The organism is Mucilaginibacter sp. UYNi724 (assembly GCF_054057495.1).
The window spans coordinates 138,154-162,457 of sequence record NZ_JBSRZI010000008.1 but is presented as its reverse complement, the minus strand read 5'-3'; the positions used below and the strand labels follow the sequence as shown (position 1 = coordinate 162,457).

Below are 24,304 nucleotides of genomic sequence, written 5' to 3'. Positions count from 1 at the left end.
TTACTGGCGCTATGGACATCGCGCCAGTTTAAAAAAGTAAGAAAATGAATTACGACGGGATAGAACTTGTTAATAATGAAGCCATACACAACTTTGAATTTGTGGTAGACAGCCAACGTTCGTTTATCGATTACAGGTTAAAGGATGGCAAGATCTACCTGGTGCATACCGAAGTGCCTGCCGAATTGGAAGGCCGCGGTATTGCAGGTGCCATGGTAGAAAAGGTTTTTAAATATATTGAAGAGAAAGGTTTAAAGCTTGTGCCAATGTGTGCCTACGTGCAGTACTTTTTAAAACGCCATCCCGAATGGGAAAGAATTTTAGCCCTGCATGGAAACGTTTAAAGTAACACGCGTATATTCCGACGCGAATGGCGAAAGCAGTTTTGATGAGATCGAATATCCGTTAACAGATAAAGGGCCGATAGGGCATTTGTCAGACAATATAGCGGTGAAGCAGGTGCAGTTTAGGAAAGTGCCTGCGGGATATAATGATCTGCACAACGCGCCCCAAAAGCAATACGTGGTTTTGTTGGATGGCGGTGTCCAGATAGAAACATCAACCGGCGAAAAGCGTGACTTTCAACAGGGCGAGGTACTGTTGATGGAAGATACCACCGGCAAAGGCCACCGCAGCAGCAACCTGGAACAAAAAGAGCGGAGTTCGCTTTTTATTATCTTCTAAAGTAACAATACGTCTATCCGGTGGGCATGCACCATGTTCAATTCTACCGACCATGCAAATACTGTAAACTGCCCATCCTGCGAGGCTACCAAAGCCACCGCGTCGTGCTGGTCGCTTACAAATTGGGCGGCTGCTAAATGGCGGCTGCCACCACTTTGGGCAGGGTGCATCCTAACTGCCTTACCATCTGCAACGGGTTCCGTCATGATAATTTGTCCCACCGGTATGCTGCTTTCAGAGCGCGCGGCTTTAGCGCCAAACGCCAGCAGGTCGTAGTTATCGGTAATAATGGTTGCGCCATCCACAGCGGTAAACCCGCCTATCAGGTCAATAGCTTCCAGTAATGATTCCTGCCATTCCAGTTTTTTGCGTTCTTGTTCGGTTAGCGCCATCAGTTCTTCTATTGAACCATAGGCGGGTATCACGGGGTATTTTACAGGTTGTACGATAGATTCCTTCCATTTGCTTGTGCCTGCGGGAACCATCAGCACCAAGCCACCGCGTTTATGCTGGCGCATAGACGCCGCCAATTGTACCAATACATTAAATGACTCGCCCATATAGGACGGCAACGGCATGTTAGCAAGCGATTTAAGCAACTGCGGGCAATCGGCTACACCCATGGTGGCTTCGTCTAATACTTTTATTTGGTCGCCTTGCAAAACGGCCACGTTAACAAACTTGCCAAAGCCATCAACCCGTCGGTGTTTTATCACCAACAGACCCGGTTCTATCACTTCTAACACAAAGCAGATAGCAGGCACGCTGTGGGTGGTTCCCCAGATAAACAGGTCGTCGCCATCCGGCCAAACACCCAGGTGAATGCCGGGCTGCTCAACCGCGGGTGCCAGCTTGATCAGATTTTGTGTGGTTAATCTTAGCTTTTCTCCAAAGATCAAGGGTTTGTCGGATTGTGAAGGTTGCAACAATGCCAGCGAAATATTAGGAGAACGCCCTTCCTCGCGCCTCATGCTTGCCCAAAACGCGGTATCTATCACCACTTCAACAATATGTTCATCAGGTGCAGTGGCTACATTACTACCGGGGATACTTTGTGCTGCCAACTGGTGCTTTTTAAAATGCGCCTCAATTTCGGGTGCAACTATACGGGCCGGGAGGTAGGTGGGTTCAGATAGCATCAGTACAAACGTTTTTCAATACAATAATAGTTAATATCCGCGGGCATTAGTGTTAATGTTATGTAAGTTAAATTTGTTTAACGAAACATTATTCTGTTGAAAATTAACTGCGCTAAAGCTTTTAGTATTTGGCTAAAATGGTTTACTTTGTAATTATGCCGGTGTTTATAGCGTCATTGAATTCGGGGAGTAACGGTAATTGCTATTACGTTGGTAACGAGCGCGAAGCGGTGTTGGTTGATGCCGGCATATCCTGCCGCGAAACCGAAAAGCGGATGCTGCGCCTTGGGCTATCTATGCAAAAGGTGAAAGCCATCTTTATTTCACACGAGCATTCTGACCATATAAAGGGCCTTGCCGTACTGGCTAAGAAATACCGCCTGCCGGTTTATGTTACCGATGGCACCGTTAACCATTGTGGCGATGTACCGCGCGAGCTTTGCATTAGTTTACGGTCGTATGAGTCGGTGAGGATAGGCAGCCTTGAGGTAATGCCTTTCCCCAAACACCATGATGCTGTGGAACCGCACAGTTTCATGATCAGCAACGGCGATACCCGCATAGGGGTATTTACCGATATCGGCGCTCCCTGCGAACACCTGATCCGCCATTTAGCGCAATGCCACGCTATTTTCCTGGAAGCTAACTACGACGAGGAAATGATGGAGCAGGGCAGGTATCCGTTCTTTTTGAAACGCCGTATCCGCGGCGGGAAGGGGCACCTATCCAATAAGCAGGCACTGGATATGTTCATCGAACATAAACCTGATTACATGAGCCACGTTTTGCTGGCGCATTTATCAAAGGATAACAATTGCCCCGATCTTGCACTTAAAATGTTTACCGAATATGCCGGCAATACGCATGTATGTGTTGCTTCGCGAAACGAGGAAAGCCCCGTTTTTGTGATAGACCCGCTACCGAGGACACCGGGCGAGAGCAATGTGCTTAACCAAATTACCGGGCAATTTCAGTTTGCGATTGGATAGATGCATTGTACTGTCCCACTTTTTATGACAAGATGTATTTGTAAATTGTAAAATGCTGGTAATCAAATATTTGCGTTTTAAATAAAATAAAAAGTGCTTCATTTTAAACTTTAATTTATATTCATAACTATATGTATATAAATTACTTATATTTTTTAAGCGGGTGTCCCACTGTGAGACACAATGGGACACCCTGAGACACCTCCATTTTTAACTCTGATTTATGCTTGAAATACTATATCAGGACGATAACTTAATTGCCATTAATAAGCCGCATGGTTTGCTGGTGCACCGTTCATCCATCGCTGCCGATGCCGAAGAATTTGCGTTGCAGATGCTGCGCGATCAGATAGGCAAAAAGGTTAACCCGGCGCACCGCATAGACAGGAAAACAGGAGGGGTATTGCTATTCGCTTTTGATAAGCCTACCGAGATAGCCATGCAGCAGGCCTTTATGGAGAACCGGGTAAAAAAGAAATACCTGGCCGTGCTACGTGGCTACACGCCCGATGCCGAAGAGATAGATTACCCACTACGCAAAGAGAATGGAACCTTGCAGGAAGCGTTAACAAAATACGTTACCCTGCAAAGGGCAGAACTGGATGTGCCTTTTGGCAGCCATCCTACCGCAAGATATTCGCTGATAGAAGCATCGCCGGAGACGGGAAGGATGCATCAACTCCGCAAGCATTTCGCCCACATATTCCACCCAATTATTGGCGACCGCACACACGGCTGCAATAAGCAGAACAAATTTTTTAAAGAAACCTGGGAGATGGAAACCATGCTGCTGCATGCCTCGCAGTTAAGCTTTATGCATCCGGTTACGGGGCAAGAGGTAATTATAAAGGCGAAATTGCAAGACGAGTTTACGCGGGTTATGCAGTTGATGGGTTGGATGGATAACTAACAATAACTTATATTTGCAGCATGAGCAATAACGATATCATGAAAAAGCTTCGCGTGGCACTTCAGCTTCGCGATGACCAGATCGTCGAGATACTAAAACTGGCTAATTTTCGCACCACTAAAACGGAGTTGAGCGCCATCTTCCGGAGCGAAGACCATCCAAACTTTCAACCATGTAAAGATCAGTTACTGCGTAATTTCTTGAATGGATTGGTGCTACACTTGCGCGGCCCAAAAGTAGAAAAAGCAGAAAAGCCCGAATAATTAATATCCGGGCCCCTTTTGTATCAAACGGTACTTGCCGCTTTTAATCAATTTTTGCTGTTCCTCGCTAAACGCTTCGCGGCCGCCAAAATCCTGTACCCAATATTTATTATATTCGGCTACGCCAACTTCTTTAAAGCCCGGGTTCATCAGGTTTTTACAGTGGCCTTCGCTTTTAAACCATCCTGCCATTACTTCGGGGATGCTGGTTTGTCCAAAGGCAATATTCTCGCCAATTGCAAAACTTTTCCATCCTTTAAATGAATAACCGGCGGTAACAATGCGGGTATTCATGGTTCGGCCATCCTTGCTTTCGTGGCTAAAATAATTTTGTTTGGCCATGTCCTTCGCATGCCCATTAGCTGCTTCTTCCAGGTCATCATTCCATACCAAGGGTGGGGCAGGGGGATAATATGTGCTGCCACACTTGCAGCCCTTACCTCGCGTTTTGTTTATCAGGTCTAAAAACTCCTGTTTAAAAGAAGTGTTATTGCCGCTATCGCCTATAAACGTGAATGAGCTAAATGTGAGTATAGAAACGGAGATTATCGCGCCAAAAATGTATTTCATCATATCGATAGTTATGACACGATTGACGGGTTATGGTTTAAATTTATATAACCAATGCAATAATTATTTATGAAGGTTGGGGGGAGACTACAACGATGCCAACTTACCTACAGCAACTGACTTTGCGTTTTTTTTTGTGGAAACTAATACCTTTTTCTTTTTAACTACAACAGGTTTTGCAATAGTATTATCAAAACTGATACTAACTGGTTTTTCATCGTCAAGTTGTGCTTGCGCCCCTAATTCGGTAGCGCGTTTTTCGGCGGCGTCGCCTTTTTCGTAATCCTTTAGGCGGTTGTAGAGGTAGGCGTAATTCTGTTGTACCACGGCCTCTAATTTAGGCATATTGTTACCTGACGACCATTTTAAAGCCTCATTCAAATCTCGCAAAGCCATTTTATATTCTTTCAGCTCCATTTTAATGGCTGATAATTTTACCAGGGAGTTGATGATATTTGGGATGTCTTTAATTTGACGCGAGATCTTATTCGATTGCAACGTGAACCATTTGGCCTCGCTGAATTTGCGTTGGGCAACATACACATGCGCAAGGTCATCAAAGCTTCCGCGGATGCCGGTGGTATCTTCGTAGTAGCTGTAGTTATGCAGGGCAAGTAAAGTGTAGTGAATAGCCTCTGTTTGGTAATAAGCTTTTAGGTTGCGGTTTGGCTGCCTGTCAAACTTTAAGTATTCTGAAGCTATTTGGGTATAGATAACACCTTTAAGCGTATCGTTGGTGGTAAGCTGTAGTTTTTGTTTCAGGCTGTCGATGCTGTCTTTATCAACGTCATCGGCACGCGCGGCAAATGTTGTAGCGGCTAAAATAAATGTGAAAAGTATAAAAAGTTTTTTCATCTGCTTCATCTCAATTGGGAGACATGATACGCTGTTCAAAATGTATGCCCTTTATTACCGCTGCTTTGCTGCGGGGCGTGCAAGGTACAATAAACTACTATAATATTACAATAAGATTGATTTATAGCCACTTATATGCCCGATAAATAGATGTCCACATTAATAAATTTATTAACAGTTAAATATGGCAGTATATAAAAGTGTACAGTATTGGCATATTGATACAATTATTGTATCACACGTTCATACCTATCCAGGAAGGCGTTAAGCCGGGCCGATCTGGACCGCACCAGGTTAAAGATCAAGATACCTAACGAGGCGCAGGTTATGCCCGCTAAAACATCAAGCACATAGTGGTGACTGGCATATACGGCTGTAAACCAAATACCGATCATAACTACGCCAAAAAACCAATTGATAAGCCCCAGGCGGTTCTTAATACCGTAATAAAGCACAATAACCGGATATGAAGAATGCAAAGATGGCATAGCAGCAAACACATTTGACCCTTTGGCGTAAATAGATTTAAAGAGGTTTACATTGTAAAGCTTATCAAACCTTGCCAAACCGGCCGTATTGCCCTGTGTTAACGGATGGAAGTTAAAGCCGTGAAATTGGATATACCAGGGTGGTGCAGCAGGATATATGTAGTAAACTACAAAACCCAGCATATTCACCAACACAAAAGTTAACGAAAAATATAAAAACTGGCGTTTATTCTTAAAAAACAGGTAAGCTGCAAAGGCAAGCGGTACCGGGATCCAGCACAGATAAAACAGGCCTGCCATGGTATCTAAAACATTGGTGCCTTGCAGGCGTAAATACTCGTTAGGGGTAAGAACGGTGCCGTGGTAGGCTATACCAAACAAGTCTTTTTCGGCACGATACAAGCCGCCTACAGCTACATCATTATAATTATAGTTGGGGAACGCCTTCATATAATCGAAGATAACCCAGTACACAATAAAAATGGTGAAGCCCAAAATAAACTTGCGCGTAACTACCGATGCATAAAACAATGAGTTAAATAGGCCAAGCAGAATAAGCTGATCGGTTTTAAAACCGACTAAAAGGTACGATAGGATGAGGTACGCAATTGATACACCGGTAACAATACTTATAGTTTTTGCATTTACCTGTATATCATTGCCAACAGCGTTAGCCATTCTGCTTTTTAATGAAATCTGAATTGAAAATCTTGTCCCACAGTGGTGAACTTACACCGTAACCTTTGGTAGGGTCCTGGTAATGGTGCAGCATGTGGTGTTGTTTAATGGCTTTCCAAAAGCTCCCTTTAAAGTTAAAGTGATGTATAGCATAATGCGATATATCATAAACCAGGTAGCCTAAAATAAAGCCCGGGAAAAAACCGAAAATATAGTTGGCCGGTAATAACGCATTAAACAAAAAGTAAAATGCTGTAGCCAACGGGATACTTGCCGATGGTGGCATCACCAAACGTTTCGCATCGCTCGGATAATCGTGATGTACACCGTGGAAAATAAAGTGCAAACGCAGCGCCCATTGTTGTTTTGGCACAAAATGAAACACAAAGCGGTGCATAATGTATTCGGTAAGCGTCCAGATGAAAAGGCCGGCTATAAACAGCCAAATGTAGTTACCAACGCCAATGCCTTTATCATAAGCAAAATAAGTGCTTACAAAAATAACGGGTACAAAAATTATAAGAGGCACAAAGTAGTGCACTTTTGATAAGCTTTCTAAAAAACTGCTTTTAAACATCCTCACACTCTCCTGCGAGTTTGATACGAAATTCTTTGCCATAGTAATCAGGGTTTAAAACGTTCGGTAATTTGTTTGCCGTTAACCGGATCCTTACCATTCATTTCTACAAAAATAACATTTGGCGACCACATAGAACCACCTTCTATTTTAATAAATATATTTTGAAGCTGAATCTGCTTTTTGGACACAAATGCGAAGATATGATATTTTCCGTCGGCTGCCTTCATTAAAGTAAGCGGAAATTTTTTGTATGACATTAATCTGATATCATATTTATCGTTCCCCAGGTTGGTCGAGGTTACGCCGTAAGCAAATTTACGCTGTATATAAGTTAACTCGGATGTTTCTCCGTGCCCTTCGGCATACCTTAACCAATAGATGTGCAGGGGCGAATCTTCATCGGGTTTGCCGGTTGCCTTATCAATATTGATATCGTAAGAAAGCGCGTTAATATTTGGCGACCGTTGCAGATAAAATAAACGGTTAGGGTTTGCCGGTGGGGTAGGATACGCAAGGCCTTTATCATCGGTGCGCGTCTTTGCAGTATCTGTTTGCTGTATTGTACCGTGCTTAGCAGCGGCATTAAATAAAGCCATTGCAAAAACCACAAAAAGTATAGTACAAAATTTTAACAGGCTTTTATTCATTCTCTTTCTCGTCCAATGCTTTTTTTGCATTAACCAACCTTTTAAAGGCTGTTAAATTTGTTAAAACCGCAAGCACAGCGATAGGGAAGGTGAAGATTGTCATGGTTTCAAAAACGTGCCATTTTATACCGGGGATATATAATTTGTAATCGGCGGGCAGGTATGATGAGGCAACGCCGCAAAAAATAGCGAATAAACCTATTGTAACCACACGCTCGGGGCGCTGCATCAGGCCGCCTTTAGCGTCAACACCCAAGCCTTCGGCACGGGCACGCACATAGCTAACCATCATGGAGCCGATAAGGGCTATAAACGCGAAAATAGAGCTTAAGAAGTAGTGGTGTGCAACAAGATAGTAACAGATACCCAAAAACATGATCAGTTCGCTGTAGCGGTCTAAAACAGAATCGTACAAAGCGCCAAAAACCGATTTCATGTTACCCAAACGGGCTACCTGCCCGTCAAGCATATCAAATAGGCCGGCAAACAGGATAAGGGCACCGGCCCAACCTACGTAACTTAGATCGCCGCGGTTGCCATCCTCGGCACCAATAATAAATATTGCAGCCACGCCAACATTTAAAACAAACCCGATAGAAGTAACCGCATTAGGCGTTAAACCTATCTTGATCAGGAGCTTAACAAATGGGTCGATAACTTTGTATATCCCCAGTTGAAGGCTTGTGCGTACTGATGTCTGTGATTCCATTTCGGTGGCAAATGTATGTAAATGAAAATTACTAAATATTGATTAAAAGTCAAATTTGATTTTTACACGGATACCCCACTTCGCAATATCGGGGTGGTCCAGGTAAGTAAATCTCTTAACGTAGTCTACACGTATAAATTTAAAAATATTTTCGATGCCCACGCTTCCTTCAATATAAGGCGTTTTGCCTAAACCATAAGTAATAGGGTTGCCATTTTCATCAACCGGGAACTGGTATAAGTTGGGGTGCAAAGATGGTGTGTTTTCGGCACTTAAACCGCCCCACAATGCTTTACCTGATATTGTTTCGCGCCATTTTAGCTTTTTAAACAAGGGTATTTTGTTGAAGAAGTAGCCGCCAAAGTGATGATCGATAATTATACTTGCCGATTTATCGCTCACAAACTCTAAAAAGTTCATCAAGTTATATGAATCTATCACGTAGGAAAATGTTTGGTTGGCCCGGTGGATGTTTAGTAACGGGTAAGGGATCTGTCCGAAGGTTTTTGAACCTTCAACCACCACATCCGAAAATCCGAACGGCGCCAAATAAAAGCGTTTATCGCCCCTAAAGGCAATTTTATCGTAGCCATACTCGCCACCAAGCACGTTCTTTAAGCCCTTGGTGTAATCAAGCGATAGCTTTGGGTACTGGTTGATGATTGGCGCGCGGAATAATTTACCCTGGTAAAACTGCTCGTGCGGCGCGTACCGTACCCCAATGGTAACCTCTGAGGTGGTTAAGGTGTTAAAGGTATTTGTGCCTTGTGTATTAATGAACGGGGATAAGCTGCCCGCCGGGGTTTCCATCAGTTTTTTTAAGCCGACGTGGTACGAGAAGTGATTTTCGTACTCACTTTGATAATCAATTTTGTAAATGTCGTTGTAGTAGTATTTATCGTTTCGGCCACGCTTAAAGGAGAGCAGAAAGTTATCTTCCTGTATAAATTGAAGCTCCTGGCCCGGTATCTTTGTATCGCGCTGAAAACTACCGCGGATATAATGCTGCGGGAACCTGTAAATGCTTTTTCCGTTTAACGAGTAGGCACCGGCAAATAAGTACTTCCATTTCTTATCCTTAAAACCGTAGGCGCCGTAACTTTCAAAAAATACGCGTTTGCTAAAATCGGCAGTTGTACGGCCACCAACGCGCAGCCTGAAACCCTCCACCGGGTTAAAGCTATAGAAGGTACTTGCAGGGCCAATTTCAAACTTGCCAAAGTTTTTAAAGCCGGCAAACAGTAAATTGACAATATCTGCCGTACGCCTAAACGATGGCATATGCACCAGGCTGTCGATGTTCTTGTAAACTTTAGATTCGGCAGTGGTAAGGGTATCCAGGCGGTTCTCCGTCCAGAAACTTTCGGGGCGGTTGCGTAGGTCTTCATCCTCCAGTTCAGCCCTTGCCTTGTACAAAGTGTCCTGGTGCGATTTATTGATCTCGAAATTTTTGATAGTGAGCGTTCGCGTACCAAATAACCCACTCTTGCGCTTGGCTGTAATACCAAAATCGGCAAATGTGTTGCTTTTGCTTAAGTGGTAACGGCCATCTGCGCTCAACTCAAAATCCTGGTCAACGTGCATGGTGCGCACAAAGTTTACGTTGATGTTTTTGTTGATGGTTAAGCCGGCCCTTTGTACGGCGTAATTACCATCAAGGGTGATATAGATCTCGCCTTCAAATAAAATATCGTTGGTGTTGCGCGGGGTAAAGCTTAATTGCACCAGCTTTTTACCGCTTTCCAGCGTTATTGTATCGGTAATAAAGTATTTGTAAAAGTTAGGCGCGGTGTTGGCAATCGGGCTTAAAAACTCACGGCCCAATAGTAAACTACTGTTATCGTAAATATCCACCTTTTCGTAAAGGTGTTTAAAATATTGGCCTATACCTTCCGTGTCAAATCCCGGCCCGAAATCAACTGATTTTTCGCCCAGTATCACGTTACGGGTAGCCTCGGGCGCCTTGCGGTAATACACCTGCGATAAACGCTCTTTCAGATAAATAGGCAATATGGTTTTACCCGGGTAACTTGTGCTATCCTTATTTTCGAACACGAACTTGTACTTGCGGAAAAGTCTTTTCTCTTTAACCTTATCAGATAAGTTACTAAGCGAGAACAGCATCTTGTCGTACTCTTTGTACTCTACATAATTATAGGCCTCAGGCCGATTCTTTTCTTTGTTTTCAATAACCTTACGTATCAGCGCTACTGCAGGGTTTACGTTATCGTATTTGGGTTTCTTTTTCGATTGGATGTTAACCTCGTTAAGGGAGGTAGAGGTAGGTATCATCCGGATATTTACCACCTGCTCTATACCCGGGGCAACGTTGTAGGTAGCATCTTTAAAGCCAATGTAGCTTACCTTAATGCGGTTATAAGTGCCTGTTGCCCTCAGCCTGTAATGGCCTGTATTATCGGTAACGGTACCAATATTACTGCCAACAAAACCTACAGATACAAATGGGAGACCATCGCGGTTGCCGCCATCGGTAACTTTACCGGTCACAATAGTAGTTTGGGCTATCGCTGCGAAACCTGATAGTAAAAAAAATACAAGAAATGTGTATTTAAAGGGGTATTTGAAATTCATTAAAAGTTATTCTATTATGCAAATACAAACTTCTTTTGGAGGAAATAATTGTATGTTATCCCTACAGTAAATGATACAACGATCTTTGAGATCTTATAATCTAATTTTATATAGTGCGTAACTAAAAATACGCCCAATGTATTTAATGCTAAATTACCACACCAAACCAACAGGTATTTAAACGCCTGCAGCGGTATGGCTTTTTCTTTCTTCTTTTTTTTAAAAACCCAGCTACGCCCCAATGCGAAATTGGCAACGCCGCCGCCTATTGTTCCTATAAAGCTGGCCGTAACGTACCAAATCAAAAAAACCTCCTTACATACTATCGTAGTCAGAAAGTCAATTAATGATGCTATAAAAGAAGAGGCCTGCGCCTTAACAAATGTTGCCATTCATGTTTTAAATAATCCGGCTAAACGTTTTAACCTTGCCGTGAGGTTATTAATTAACCCAATTCCCGGTATCAACGTAGTAGACGGTGTTGTTATCACTTTGTTACTATCTACGTAAAAAATACTGTAATTAGTTTAACTTAAACAAAAATACCCTCGGGGGGAGGTTTGTGTTTTGTTGCGAATATCGTTAAATTAAACCTAAAAACCTTTAAAATAAAAAACTGGTTACCGCCCGTTAAGGCAATAACCAGTTTTAAGGTGTTTTGTTATAAATTACTGACCGGCGAACATATCGTCGTAATAGTCAAGGCCCAGATGTGTGATCAGGTCTTCGCCCATTAAGTAACGTAACGTATTTTCCAGTTTGATCAATTGTTTGAAGATGTCATTCTCGGCATGTAAACCCGGCGCAGTTTGCGGCGATTTAAGGTAGAATGATAACCACTCCTGGATGCCGCTCATGTTAGCACGTTTAGCCATATCGCAAAATAAAGCTAAATCTAAAGCGATAGGTGCCGCCAAGATAGAGTCGCGGCAAAGGAAGTTGATCTTGATCTGCATTTTGTAGCCTAACCAGCCAAAAATGTCGATGTTATCCCAGCTCTCTTTGTTATCGCCATGAGGCGGGTAGTAGTTGATACGGATCTTGTGGAAGATCTCGCCATAAAGTTCCGGGTTATCCTCGGGGCGAAGAATATCTTCTAACACACCTAATTTAGATACTTCCTTAGTTTTAAAGTTATCCGGGTCATCTAATACCAAACCATCGCGGTTACCCAAAATGTTGGTAGAGAACCAACCGTGTACACCTAACGACCGTGCTGCAAGGCCTGGTGCCAATACAGTTTTCATTAAAGTTTGGCCGGTTTTAAAATCTTTACCTGCAATTGGTGTTTTGGTGATCTTAGCCAGTTCTATCATGGCAGGGATATCAACCGTTAGGTTAGGGGCACCGTTAGCAAATGGTACACCAAGTTTTAATGCCGCGTAAGCGTATATCATGCTTGGCGCGATACGTTTGTCATCATCTAACAAAGCCTGCTCAAATGCGGCAAGTGTTTGGTGGATCTCAGAACCTTCGAAGTAAACCTCGGTAGAACCACACCAAACTAATACAACGCGGTCTAATCCGTTGTCTTTCTGGAAGTTTTTGATGTCTTCCATAACCTGCTGTGCAAGTTCGTGACGGGTACCGGTTTTAACGTAAGTACCATCAAGGTTTTTAGCGTAATTTTTATCAAAAGCAGCCTTCATTGGTTTAATTGATTCTAAACCTTCTCTAACTGAGTCTAACAAGTCGCGCTCAAGTACTTTAGCGTTCACAGCTGACTGGTAAACATTATCTTCGTACAGATCCCAGCCACCAAAAACGATGTCGTTAAGGTTAGCCAATGGTACAAAATCTTTAATTTTTGGATGGCGTTCTTCGGTACGTTTGCCTAAGCGGATGCTACCCATTTGGGTTAAAGAGCCTATAGGCTGTGAAATGCCTTTTTTTACAGCTTCAACACCGGCAATTAGTGTAGTAGCTACTGCGCCTAAACCAGGAATTAAAATACCTAATTTACCTTCTGCAGGTTTAATGTTAATTTTCATTACTTACTGTTGTTTTTAAAGGATAATGCCACCCGTCACAAGCAGTTTATAAGACTTGTGATAGGTTATTTAGTTTATTGTTGCTTTTATATAGTAGTGATCGCTCACGGTTACTATCGTAGTATTACAATTAAAGCCAATAGGGGAGCCGTAATTGTGTGGCAAAAGAATATAAATTTTTGGTTGAAAATTTATAAATGTATAAAGATTACAGGCAAATGAAGATTGGCCAACTATATGGCCTTTTCGTATATCCTGTACGTTTTGTACTGCTCGCCGCCAATGGCTTCAATGGCACGGTTTACCATGTCATTGTTTTCAAGCGTCCAAGATGCTTCGGCATATTTTAAGCCTTTGCGCCTGTATTCTTTAATAATGCTGCCGTATAACGATGCCTCGATGCCCAGTTTACGGTACCCATCAATTACGCCTAAAAGCATGATACGGATTCCGGTTACCTTCTTTTTATTTAATAATAATTTGAAGATACCTGTAGGCAGCAAGCGGCCTTTTTTAATCGTTTTCAGGATCTGGTTAATATCCGGTATGGCTACACCAAAACCTACAATTTTACCATCCTGCTCTGCCACGAAGGCAAAATCGGGGTCAAGTATCATTTTAAGGTCTTTAGCGGTATAATCAAATTCCTCGTTGGTCATCGGGAAAAAGCCAAGGTTTTTATCCCAGGCCTTATTATACACATCGCGCAGGGCATCGGCCTCTTGCTTAAAGTTTTTAAGGTTTATTTTGCGGATAGCCACATTGCTGTTGCGTTTTAAACGCTCCTGCAGCATATCCAGCATTTTTAAAGATTTATCATTGTAGTTCTCGCCATCCCAGTACCAGGCCAGCAGGTCCGTTTGTTTTTTAAAACCGGCAGTTTCTAACAGGGTTATATAATATTCCGGATTGTAGGTCATCATCACCACCGGCGATTTATCAAACCCTTTTACCAATAAACCGCATGTTTCGTTGGTAGACGGATTAACCGGCCCAATGATATTTTGAGCGCCTTTTTCTTTAACCCATTTGGTAGCGGTATCAAACAGAAGGTTGGCGGTTTCCTGGTCGTTTACACAATCAAAAAAACCAAAAAAACCATCGTTCACTTTGTTAAAGCTATTATGGTTTGTATTATATATGGCTGCTATGCGGCCTACTATTTTATCGCCATCGTAAGCCAAAAAGGTTTGTAATGACGAGTGCTTGTGAAACGGGTGTGTGGTTAACAGGTCCTTTTGGGCAATAAACAGTTCCGGTACGTAAAGCGGGTCGTTCTTATACAGGTCATGCGGGAAATCAATAAAAGAAGCGAGGTCTTTTTTTGACTGCACCGGTACAATTCTTTTCATTTATGATGGTTGGGATTAATAACTGCACCGTGCATGCACGGTGCAGTTACATATATTTTAAAGAGTTATATATTTTCTTTAACAGCATCGTTGTTTACGCCTACAACCTTAAATGCTTGCACCAGTTTTTCAACAGCTTCGTCAATTTGCTCAAACGTGTGGGTTGCCATTAATGAGAACCTCAATAAAGATGAGTCTGACGGTACAGCCGGCGATACCACAGGGTTTACAAATACGCCTGCATTTTGCAAGTGCTTGGTAACCGCGAAAGTTTTAAAGTTATCACGTACGTAGATAGGTAATATCGGGCTTTCGGTAGGGCCAAGGTCAAAACCTTCGTCCAGTAAAAGCTTCATGGCATAATTTGTATTATCCCAAAGTTTCTGCATCCTTTCAGGTTCAGATTCAATGATATTTAAAGCAGCAATAACACTCGCTACAGAGCCCGGAGGCATACTTGCGCTAAACATTAAAGAACGTGCACGATGTTTAATGTAATCGATAGTGTCGGCATCGGCAGCAATAAAACCACCTAACGATGCTAAAGACTTGCTGAATGTGCCCATAATAAGGTCCACATCATCGGTAACGTTAAAGTGAGATGCTGTACCGGCACCATTATGGCCAATTACACCCAGGCTATGGGCGTCATCTACCATAATGTTAGCACCAAATTTTTCGGCAAGCTTAACTATCTGTGGTAATTTAACAATATCACCCTCCATGCTAAATATACCATCTACCGCAATCACCTTCACAGCTTCTTCGGGCAGGATACTCAGCTTGCGGGCCAGGTCATCCATATCATTATGGGCATATTTAATAACTTTAGAAAAAGACAAACGGCTGCCATCTATGATGCAGGCATGGTCATATTCGTCTAATATCAAATAATCGTTACGGCCGGTGATGCATGACAGTACGCCAAGGTTTACCTGGTAACCTGTACTAAATAATACGGTAGCCTCTTTCCCAACATACTGGGCAAGCCTTTTCTCTAACTCAATGTGAATATCCAGTGTGCCATTTAAAAACCGGGAACCTGCGCAGCCTGTTCCGTATTTGTCAATAGCCTGTTTTGAAGCTTCTTTTATAAGGGGATGGTTAGTTAGCCCCAAATAAGAATTAGAGCCAAACATTAAGACTCTTTTATTATCGATAATTACTTCAGTATCCTGGGCAGACTCTATAGGCCTGAAAAAAGGATACAGTCCCTGTGCCCTGATCAAATTTGCATCTTGGAACTGGGCAATTTTCTCGTGTAACTTTTTAACCATTTATAAACGCTTCTTAAATTTTTCGTAAAAATACCATGAATAAGCTTACAACTTGCATGGAGAATGTAAATTTTTTACACACTACCTTAATAGTATGTTAATATACTTCCAACAGGCAAATTAATTAAAATTTTTATTTAATTGCTATCATTATTTTGTAATTGTTTGAAATTTATTGAAAATAGCATCAATTATCATTCAAATATCCTAATTACGTAATAATCCTGTTGTCGATTTTTATTTAGGTTAGATAAATAAGATATTCGGCATTCCTATTAGTTACACAGAAAATAACGAGAAACCTTTCTCTTTTATTTTCGTTTTTGTTGCATCTACTCATTTATGAAAAAGCTACGATACCTATTCATTTACAATATACTACTTTTTTCGCCGGTAGTGTTATTTGCCCAGGCCCCGGCCGATACCACTACAGCTGTAGTAAACTTAAAACAAAGTATTGAATTTGCCCTGCGCAACCAGCCACAATTAAAGCAGGCTAATATCGATGAACAAATTAACGAACGTGATATAAAAATAGCATTATCGGCATGGTTACCGCAAATAAACAGCAGCAACCAGTACCAGCATTATTTTCAAAGGCCGGCTCAGGTTGCAGCGGGTACAGCAACTGGTAGTACAGGCACTGGTACAGGTACGGGTACCGGGACAAGCCAGCAAAACTTAGCCATAGCACATAATGTATCCACCTTAGGTGTTAATGCCAGCCAGGTTATATATAATAATGATGTGTTGCAGGCATCACGCGCATCTAAATACTCGAGGCAGTATTACAAACAAAATACCGAAAGCAGTAAAATAGACGTAGTATCTGACGTAAGCAAAGCATTTTACGATGTATTGTTATCGCAACGCCAGCTGGATATTATAAAGGAAGATATTGTAAGGCTCCGCCGTAGTTTAAAAGATGCGTACTCGCGCTACCAGGCGGGTGTGGTTGATAAAACGGACTACAAACAAGCCACTATCGCGCTAAACAATTCGCTTGCATCGCAAAAGCAAACGTCGGAAGCTATAAAAAGCAAAACCGCTTTGCTTAAACAAATAATGGGTTTCAACCCTGAAAAAGGATTAGCGCTTACTTACGATTCGGCGCATTTAACATCGGAGGCGGTTATTGATACGAACCAAATGTTAAATTACACCAACCGTGTAGAATACCGCCTATTGCAAACCCAAAAGAACTTGTTAAGCTTAAATATTTCTTATTATAAATGGGGTTTCTTGCCATCGTTGTCCGCAACTGGCGGTTACAGCCTGGCTTATTTTAACGATAGTTTTTCTAAGCTGTATAACAACGGGTACCCAACATCATTTGCGGGCCTGTCGTTAACTTTCCCGATTTTTACGGGTGGTAAACGTTTGCAAAACCTTGCCAAAGCGCGTTTACAGGTAGAGCGCAGCGACCTTGACCTGATCAACAGCCGTAACACTATTAATACCGAATATGCACAGGCGCTGGCAGATTATAAAAGCAACTACAACAATTGGATAATCCTGAACGAGAACGTCACTTTGGCAAAGGATGTATATAAGGTTGTTGACCTGCAATACCGGGAGGGTATCAAAACTTACCTGGATGTAATTGTATCGCAATCCGACCTGCGTACCGCGGAGCTTAACTATTATAACGCGTTGTTCCAGTTGTTATCCAGCAAGATAGATCTGCAGAGGTCGCTGGGTACGTTACAACCTGAAACTGTACAATAATATATCAAATCCTATTGAATTAATAAGATAACCACGAACATCACTCGACACACACTCATAATGAAAAATAGATATACCTATTGCATCGCCGCCATCGCATTAATAACCATATCGTCATGCGGTGACAAAAAACCAAAGGATGCCGCCGCCGCTTTGCCGCCTACACCTGTAAATGTAGTAGAGGCCAAAAAATCTGACGCCCTTTATTACGATAAATACCAGGGCACTGTAACCGCGCTTAACTCTGTTGAACTGCGCAGCCAGGTTGGTGGTTTTATCACCGGCATCTTTTTTAAAGAAGGTGACGTGGTAACTAAAGGCGCCCCTTTGTACGAAATTGACCGCCGTAAATATGTAGCTGCCTATGATCAGGCCAAAGCAAACTTGCTTAGCGCCAAAGCAAACTTAAGCAAAGCACAAAAAGATATCGACCGTTACAACATGCTGCTAAAGGCAGACGCCGTGGCCCGCCAAACGGTTGACCAGGCTACCGCTTCTTTTGAAACCAGCCGCAGCCAGGTTGCTGTGGCACAGGCCGGGGTAGCATCGGCAGCTACCGATCTATCTTACGCGACCATCCGGGCGCCGTTCACGGGCCGTATAGGTATTTCACAGGTTAAGTTAGGCGCCCAGGTATCGCCGGGTACTACCTTGTTAAACACCATATCAACAGGTAACCCAATTGGTGTAGATGTGGTAATAAACGAACAAGATATTAACCGCTTTTACAAACTACAGAAAGCAAGTACAGACACCACCTTTTTACTACAGACTGCCGATGGCCAAACCTTTAACAAACCGGGCAAGGTATTCGCTATTGACCGTGGCGTGAGCGACCATACAGGTACAATTAAAGTAAGGGTGCAGTTCCCTAATGCTGATGACCAGCTAAAAGACGGCATGAGCTGCGTATTACAGGTATTGAATGATGACTCGGGCGACCGTGTACAGGTGCCCTACAAAGCCATTACCGAGCAAATGGGCGAGTTTTTCGTGTTTGTATCTCAGGATACCATTGCTAAGCAGGTTAAGGTAAAATTAGGCCCCCGCATACAAAGCAACGTAGTTATTATGGAAGGTGTTAAACCGGGCGAGAAGATCATCACCGAAGGTTTTCAACGCCTGCGCGATGGTGGTAAAATAACGCTTGGCCCTCCGGCTGCAGCGCCGGGTGCTGCCCCTGCAAAATAGTTTAAGGGATAATTTTAAAATGGGGCCCGCCCCCAATATTTTAAGCAAAAGACATATATAATGATCGCAGATACTTTCATAAAACGCCCGGTAACCGCTATAGTAATTTCACTGGTTATACTGATCGTTGGGTTGCTGGCCATGTCGAGCCTCCCCATAGGGCAATACCCCGAAATTACACCGCCTACCGTACAGGTAACTGGTACCTATACCGGTGCCGATGCCTTAACGGTTGAGCAAACCGTTGCCACCCCCGTAGAGGTACAGGTAAACGGTACCCCCGGTATGACCTACCTGCAAAGTAACAGTACAGGTAACGGCGCCATGAGCATGACCGTTAACTTTGAAGTTGGTACAGATATTAATAATGCCGCGCTTGATGTGCAGAACCGTGTAGGTATAGCCCTGCCAACCCTGCCGCAAGAAGTACAGCGTTTGGGTATGATAGTACGTAAGCGTAACCCAAGTATTTTGATGCTGGTGGCCATGTACTCGCCAAAAGGATCGCACGATGTTACGTTTACAGACAACTATACCAACGTATTTATTAAGGATGCGCTATTGCGTACCAAAGGCGTGGGTGACGTGTTTACGCGTGCCGATGACTTTAGTATGCGTATCTGGCTTAAGCCGGATAAGTTGGCTGCCCTTAATATGACATCGGCAGATGTTACGGCTGCCTTGGCCGAGCAAAATGCCCAGGTAGCTGCAGGTACGGTAGGTGCTACACCGCAAATGAAGGGGCAAACCTTTGAGTATTCGGTATTGGTAAAAGGCCGTTTAACTAATAAATCGGAATTTGAGAATGTGGTGGTTAAAACTATACCACAAACTGGCGCTGTAGTACATTTAAAAGATATTGCACGTGTAGAGCTGGGTAAGTTTAATTACGCGGGTAACTCGTTTGTTGATGGTAAAAGGGCATCATACCTGTTAATATACCAGGCACCGGGCAGTAACGCTATCCAAACTGCCGATAATATAACCGCTACTATGAACGAGCTTAAAAAATCGTTCCCGGCAGATATCGATTTCGTAGTTCCGTTCGAGTCGGTTACTGTGGTAAAGGTATCATTGCGTGAGGTTATCGAAACTTTGGGGATTGCATTGCTGCTGGTAATTGTGGTGGTATTCTTGTTCCTGCAAAACTGGCGTACAACACTTATCCCGGTACTGGCTATCCCGGTATCTATTGTGGGTACCTTCATCTTTTTCGTTCCATTAGGGTTCACCATTAACACGCTTACCTTATTCGGGTTTGTACTGGCAATTGGTATTGTGGTAGATGATGCAATTGTGGTTGTTGAGGCCGTACAGCATTATATGGACGAAGAGGGCATGTCGCCCAAAGATGCAACGCACCATGCCATGAAAGATATTTCGGCACCGGTTATCGCTATCGCATTGATCCTTGCGGCGGTGTTTGTACCGGTAGGTTTTGTGCCGGGTATTGTTGGCCGTTTATACCAGCAGTTCGCGATAACCATCGCCATATCGGTACTGATCTCGGCTTTTGTGGCATTATCACTTACACCAGCATTGTGTACCATACTATTACGTCCGCATAAAATTGATGAAAAATCAACCGGCTTAAATAAGTTCTTCTACAAATTTAACCAGTGGTTCGACAGGGTTACCGGCCGTTACCGTAACACGGTAGACAAGGGGATCAAAAACTCTAAATTCGTTGTAATTATATTGGTTTGTATTGTCATAGGGACAGTCCTGTTATTCAGAAGCAAACCATCGGGCTTTTTACCTTTAGAGGATGAGGGCCGTATCTATGTTACTTATGATTTACCTGAGGGTTCATCAACCGAGCGTACTGTAGCGGTGTTGCACGAAATGATGGATACGCTTAAAACCGTAAAGGCTATTAACCATTACGCGGCATTAGGTGGATTGAACGCGGTTAACTTTGCTACCAAAAGTAACAGTGCAACCATATTTGTGCAGCTTAAACCGTGGGAAGAACGTACAAAAGATGAAGACAAACTAAATGGTGTTATTGCTTTGATACAAAAAAAACTGGCCAAATTTAAGGAGGCCAGCGTGGTTGTTATATCTCCGCCGGCCATCCCGGGCTTAGGTAACACAGGCGGGTTCTCGTTCATATTACAGGAAAAAGAAGCAGGTGGCGATATCAAGAACTTTGAAAAGGTACTGAACACCTTTGTAGCCGCTGTTAATAAACGCCCCGAAATTGCAAAAGCATTTACTTTCTTTGGAGCGCATACACCGGCTTATCAGTTAACCATAGACAGGGAGAAAGCCAAAAAATTGGGCGTCAAGATCTCGGATGTGAACGCCACCCTGCAAACTTACATGGGTAGTGCTTACGTGAACGACTTTACCGTTTACGGCCGTAACTTTAGGGTAGTGGCACAGGCCGATACAAATTACCGTACCAATATTGCCAATATAGGCCAGTACTTTGTACGTAACGAGGCAGGTGCTATGGTGCCTTTAAGTACTTTAACCAGTTATAAGGTTATTGAGAACGCGCCACTAATTTCACACTATAACCTGTTCCGTTCTGCTGAGATAAATGGTAGTACCAAACCGGGCTTTAGTAGTGGCGACGCCATTACAGCCTTAAAAGAAGTTGCTGCCGAAACATTGCCGCAGGGTTATGGGTACGAGTTTTCTGGCTTAAGCCGCGAAGAATTGTTATCGGGGTCAAAAACCATTTACATATTTGCCCTTTCTATAGGCTTTGTGTTCCTGTTCCTTGCTGCACTTTACGAGAGCTGGTCGGTACCATTTTCGGTATTGCTGGCGGTGCCACTGGGTGCATTTGGCGCTATCCTGTTCTTATGGTTTAAACCAAGTTTAACCAATAACGTTTACGCGCAAATTGGTTTAATAACGCTGATAGGTTTGGCGGCTAAGAACGCCATCCTGATCGTAGAGTTTGCGAAGGAACGTGTGGATAGGGGCATGAACCTCGAGAAAGCAACCCTTGAAGCTGTAAGGCTTCGTTTAAGGCCGATCATTATGACGTCGTTGGCGTTTATATTGGGGGTGCTACCGTTACTGTTCGCATCAGGCGCAGGTGCCGAATCCCGCAAAACCATTGGCTGGACCGTGTTTGGCGGTATGCTTATGGCAACATCGCTTGCCATATTTATAGTACCGGTTTTATATTACATCATCACTAAATTCTCTTATGGCGACGCTAAACTCGCCGAAATGGAGAAGGATTATAAACCCGACGCGGAGACGGACCCGCAATCATGATTTCACAAAGCCCTCGTTTAACCAACGGGGGCTTTTTTTATTAAATTTTATCGCACAGATAAAAATGGCATGAAAAACGGATGAAATTTAGGGTGATAAATAGATGTAATATTGTCAATTGTCCTATTAATTATTGCCAATAATACCATTCTATAATCTGCTAATATGTCATGATGTTATTAACAAATGTCGAAAACGTAAATTTAATACAGCTTTTTTAGGACAAATAATACGCAAAAATCTCGTTGACTATCAGCACGTAAGCCGTCCCTTGTTTTGTCATACCAAATTTTATGACGGTATAAAAACAATGATTTGAGTGTTTTTTGGCACAATGGCAAAGTATTTGAACAAGGCGATGTATAACAATTAATGATTGTATTACAAAAAAACACAACAATGAAAAAAATGACAAAATTAATAGCAGCAGCATTTACAATAGCAGCTCTATTTATCGGGACAAATGTTAATGCACAAACTATCGGAAGCGGTTTACGTTTCGGTATAGGTGTAGAAGGTTTATTACCAACTGGTAGATTACGCGATATTTCAAATGTAGGTGTGGGTATTACACCGCGTTTACAATATGGCGTTGCAGATAATATTGGCCTTACCCTAACATCTGGTTATTTAAACTTTTTTGGTAAAGAAGTTGAAAACTCAGGTATTAATCGCAAATCATATGGCATGATACCAGTTAAGGCCGGTATTAAAGCATTTGTTAACAAAAACATATATTTTAGCGGTGAAGTAGGTGCTGCATTTGAAACATCAGGTTATGCTGAGTATGAAGGTGGCCCTGATCGTGGTACTAATACAAAATTATTGGCATCACCAGGTGTAGGTTGGGCTAACAAATCATGGGATGTAGGTGTTCGTTATGAAAACTATTCTGGTCAAAGCAATAACTTTGGCGCTATTGGTCTTCGTTTAGCTTACGGTTTCGGTTTATAATATTCCGGTATTCTACTTAACAGAAAGCCCCTCGTCAATTTGGCGAGGGGCTTTTTTATGCTTCTGTCTGAATAGGAATTTAGAGAATTAAACAATTACTGAACAGCTGAATTCGACAGAATCAATCAATTATTGATTTGGGTTCAGACCAATTTAGCCAGGGCTTCTTTTATCCTTTTTACAGCCTCTATCAATTTATCTTCGGCGGCCGCGTAAGATATACGGATCGACTTTTTATCGCCGAATGAATCACCGCCCACCGTTGCAACATGTGCCTCTTCCAATAAGAAAATACTTAGTTCATCAGCATCGTTAATGGTTTTACCGTTAAAACTTTTACCGAAGAATGAAGTAACGTTAGGGAAGAAGTAGAAAGCGCCATCGGGCAGGTTAACACTAACACCCGGTATCTCTTTTAATAAACCGTAAACAAGGTCGCGGCGTTTTTGGAACTGTTCGCGCATTTGATGTACCGTTTCTAAACCACCGGTGTAAGCTGCAACGCCGGCTTTTTGGGTAATTGAACAAGTACCCGATGTTATTTGGCCCTGGATCTTATCGCAAGCGGCAGCAATTTCGCTGTTAGATGCGGTATAACCAATTCTCCAGCCGGTCATGGCGAACGCCTTAGACCATCCGTTAACTATCACCACGCGGTCTTTAATGCTCTCGAACTGGGCGATTGACTCGTGCCCGCCAATGAAGTTGATATGTTCGTAAATCTCATCGCTCAGGATGTAAATCTCCGGGTACTTTTCAAATACTTTAGCAAGGATCGCCAAATCTTCTTTGCTGTAAACACTGCCCGTAGGGTTACATGGCGAAGAGAACATGAACAATTTAGTTTTCGGTGTGATGGCAGCCTCTAATTGCTCGGCAGTTATTTTAAAGTTGCTTTCAACAGTGGTGTCGATAAAAACGCTAACACCTTCGGCAAGTTTTACGATCTCGGAGTATGAAACCCAGTAAGGGGTAGGGATAATAACTTCATCGCCGGGGTTAACCAAACACAAAACCGTGTTGGCAAGCGCTTGTTTAGCACCTGTAGAAACTACAATTTGCGTGTCGGTATAATCCAGGTTGTTTTCGTTCTTTAGCTTACCAACAACAGCCTTGCGCAGGTCAGGATAGCCAGCAACAGGGGTATAGTAAGTAAAATTCTTATCCATAGCTGTTTTTGCGGCCTCCTTGATGTGTTCAGGAGTATGAAAATCCGGCTCTCCAAAGCTAAGGCTTATTACATCTACACCTTTAGCAGCCAATTCGCGGCCCATTTTAGCCATTTTAATGGTTTGGGATTCTGACAGGTTGTTTATCCTGTTACTTAATGCGCTCATATTGTTGTTTTTGTTGATGCGGCAAATATAGAAAATTTGTTTGCACACCTTTTGCGATATCCTATAAACTATATCTATTATGTATTGAAGGATAAATTACCAATGTGTTACAATAAAATAAATGGTGCCA

Annotated in this window: 22 protein-coding genes; 9 read left to right on the top strand and 13 right to left on the bottom strand. The window is 42.7% G+C overall.

What is annotated here, in order from left to right; translation table 11 throughout:
- Nucleotides 1-44 precede the first annotated feature (44 nt).
- Entirely contained in the window at nt 45-344 is a 300-nt protein-coding gene (locus ACVW0P_RS13490; protein ID WP_457132574.1) for a GNAT family N-acetyltransferase, read from the top strand.
- Nucleotides 331-684, top strand: a complete 354-nt coding sequence (locus ACVW0P_RS13485) for a hypothetical protein (RefSeq protein WP_457132573.1) — start codon at nt 331-333, stop codon at nt 682-684. The genes ACVW0P_RS13490 and ACVW0P_RS13485 overlap by 14 nt, the downstream gene beginning before the upstream one ends.
- Here the strand turns inward: ACVW0P_RS13485 and ACVW0P_RS13480 are convergent.
- Entirely contained in the window at nt 681-1,823 is a 1,143-nt protein-coding gene (locus ACVW0P_RS13480) for a putative sensor domain DACNV-containing protein (protein WP_457132572.1), read from the bottom strand. The genes ACVW0P_RS13485 and ACVW0P_RS13480 overlap by 4 nt on opposite strands.
- A gap of 137 nt (nt 1,824-1,960) precedes the next feature.
- Between ACVW0P_RS13480 and ACVW0P_RS13475 the strand changes: the two genes are divergently transcribed.
- The 3 genes from ACVW0P_RS13475 to ACVW0P_RS13465 all read left to right on the top strand — a co-directional run bounded on the left by ACVW0P_RS13475 (nt 1,961) and on the right by ACVW0P_RS13465 (nt 3,985).
- Entirely contained in the window at nt 1,961-2,812 is an 852-nt protein-coding gene (locus ACVW0P_RS13475) for an MBL fold metallo-hydrolase (RefSeq protein ID WP_457132571.1), read from the top strand.
- A 223-nt stretch (nt 2,813-3,035) separates the two neighbouring features.
- On the top strand, nt 3,036-3,722 hold the full coding sequence (locus tag ACVW0P_RS13470) for a pseudouridine synthase (protein ID WP_457132570.1): 687 nt from the start codon (nt 3,036-3,038) through the stop codon (nt 3,720-3,722).
- 20 nt (nt 3,723-3,742) lie between these two features.
- Nucleotides 3,743-3,985: a DUF1456 family protein gene (locus tag ACVW0P_RS13465; RefSeq protein ID WP_457132569.1), complete on the top strand. Its 243-nt coding sequence runs from the start codon at nt 3,743-3,745 to the stop codon at nt 3,983-3,985.
- On the opposite strand, the gene ACVW0P_RS13460 is transcribed toward ACVW0P_RS13465, so the two are convergent.
- The 11 genes from ACVW0P_RS13460 to spt all read right to left on the bottom strand — a co-directional run bounded on the left by ACVW0P_RS13460 (nt 3,986) and on the right by spt (nt 15,724).
- On the bottom strand, nt 3,986-4,558 hold the full coding sequence (locus ACVW0P_RS13460) for a CAP domain-containing protein (protein ID WP_457132568.1): 573 nt from the start codon (nt 4,556-4,558) through the stop codon (nt 3,986-3,988).
- 84 nt (nt 4,559-4,642) lie between these two features.
- On the bottom strand, nt 4,643-5,410 hold the full coding sequence (locus ACVW0P_RS13455) for a hypothetical protein (protein ID WP_457132567.1): 768 nt from the start codon (nt 5,408-5,410) through the stop codon (nt 4,643-4,645).
- 227 nt (nt 5,411-5,637) lie between these two features.
- Nucleotides 5,638-6,576 (bottom strand): phosphatase PAP2 family protein, encoded by a 939-nt coding sequence (locus ACVW0P_RS13450; protein WP_457132566.1) that lies wholly within the window; start codon nt 6,574-6,576, stop codon nt 5,638-5,640.
- Nucleotides 6,569-7,195 (bottom strand): sterol desaturase family protein, encoded by a 627-nt coding sequence (locus tag ACVW0P_RS13445; protein ID WP_457132565.1) that lies wholly within the window; start codon nt 7,193-7,195, stop codon nt 6,569-6,571. Before ACVW0P_RS13445 ends, ACVW0P_RS13450 begins: the two co-directional genes overlap by 8 nt.
- A 5-nt stretch (nt 7,196-7,200) precedes the next feature.
- Nucleotides 7,201-7,752, bottom strand: coding sequence for a DUF4833 domain-containing protein (locus tag ACVW0P_RS13440; protein ID WP_457132564.1), 552 nt, complete (start codon nt 7,750-7,752; stop codon nt 7,201-7,203).
- Between the two features lie 43 nt (nt 7,753-7,795).
- A complete protein-coding gene (locus tag ACVW0P_RS13435; RefSeq protein WP_354430738.1) occupies nt 7,796-8,512 on the bottom strand; it encodes a CDP-alcohol phosphatidyltransferase family protein in 717 nt (238 codons plus the stop codon).
- A 42-nt stretch (nt 8,513-8,554) separates the two neighbouring features.
- Nucleotides 8,555-11,104 (bottom strand): DUF5686 family protein, encoded by a 2,550-nt coding sequence (locus tag ACVW0P_RS13430; RefSeq protein WP_457132563.1) that lies wholly within the window; start codon nt 11,102-11,104, stop codon nt 8,555-8,557.
- 14 nt (nt 11,105-11,118) lie between these two features.
- Nucleotides 11,119-11,496, bottom strand: coding sequence for a GtrA family protein (locus ACVW0P_RS13425; RefSeq protein WP_457132562.1), 378 nt, complete (start codon nt 11,494-11,496; stop codon nt 11,119-11,121).
- 276 nt (nt 11,497-11,772) lie between these two features.
- Complete coding sequence (locus tag ACVW0P_RS13420) at nt 11,773-13,095, bottom strand: inositol-3-phosphate synthase (RefSeq protein WP_457132561.1); 1,323 nt, start codon at nt 13,093-13,095, stop codon at nt 11,773-11,775.
- A 233-nt stretch (nt 13,096-13,328) separates the two neighbouring features.
- Nucleotides 13,329-14,447: a GNAT family N-acetyltransferase gene (locus ACVW0P_RS13415; RefSeq protein ID WP_354430731.1), complete on the bottom strand. Its 1,119-nt coding sequence runs from the start codon at nt 14,445-14,447 to the stop codon at nt 13,329-13,331.
- A gap of 65 nt (nt 14,448-14,512) precedes the next feature.
- Nucleotides 14,513-15,724, bottom strand: a complete 1,212-nt coding sequence (spt, locus tag ACVW0P_RS13410; protein ID WP_457132560.1) for a serine palmitoyltransferase — start codon at nt 15,722-15,724, stop codon at nt 14,513-14,515.
- A 342-nt stretch (nt 15,725-16,066) separates the two neighbouring features.
- Here spt and ACVW0P_RS13405 point away from each other — a divergent pair, with 342 nt between their 5' ends.
- From ACVW0P_RS13405 to ACVW0P_RS13390, 4 genes are all read left to right on the top strand, one after another.
- Nucleotides 16,067-17,452, top strand: coding sequence for a TolC family protein (locus ACVW0P_RS13405; RefSeq protein ID WP_457132559.1), 1,386 nt, complete (start codon nt 16,067-16,069; stop codon nt 17,450-17,452).
- A gap of 60 nt (nt 17,453-17,512) precedes the next feature.
- A complete protein-coding gene (locus ACVW0P_RS13400; protein ID WP_457132558.1) occupies nt 17,513-18,643 on the top strand; it encodes an efflux RND transporter periplasmic adaptor subunit in 1,131 nt (376 codons plus the stop codon).
- Between the two features lie 60 nt (nt 18,644-18,703).
- Nucleotides 18,704-21,883: an efflux RND transporter permease subunit gene (locus ACVW0P_RS13395; RefSeq protein WP_457132557.1), complete on the top strand. Its 3,180-nt coding sequence runs from the start codon at nt 18,704-18,706 to the stop codon at nt 21,881-21,883.
- 372 nt (nt 21,884-22,255) lie between these two features.
- Nucleotides 22,256-22,837 carry a hypothetical protein gene (locus ACVW0P_RS13390; RefSeq protein WP_457132556.1) on the top strand — a complete coding sequence of 194 codons (582 nt, stop codon included), beginning with the start codon at nt 22,256-22,258 and terminating at the stop codon, nt 22,835-22,837.
- A gap of 143 nt (nt 22,838-22,980) precedes the next feature.
- Here the strand turns inward: ACVW0P_RS13390 and ACVW0P_RS13385 are convergent, their stop codons facing one another.
- On the bottom strand, nt 22,981-24,174 hold the full coding sequence (locus ACVW0P_RS13385) for a pyridoxal phosphate-dependent aminotransferase (RefSeq protein ID WP_457132555.1): 1,194 nt from the start codon (nt 24,172-24,174) through the stop codon (nt 22,981-22,983).
- Between the last annotated feature and the right edge of the window lie 130 nt (nt 24,175-24,304).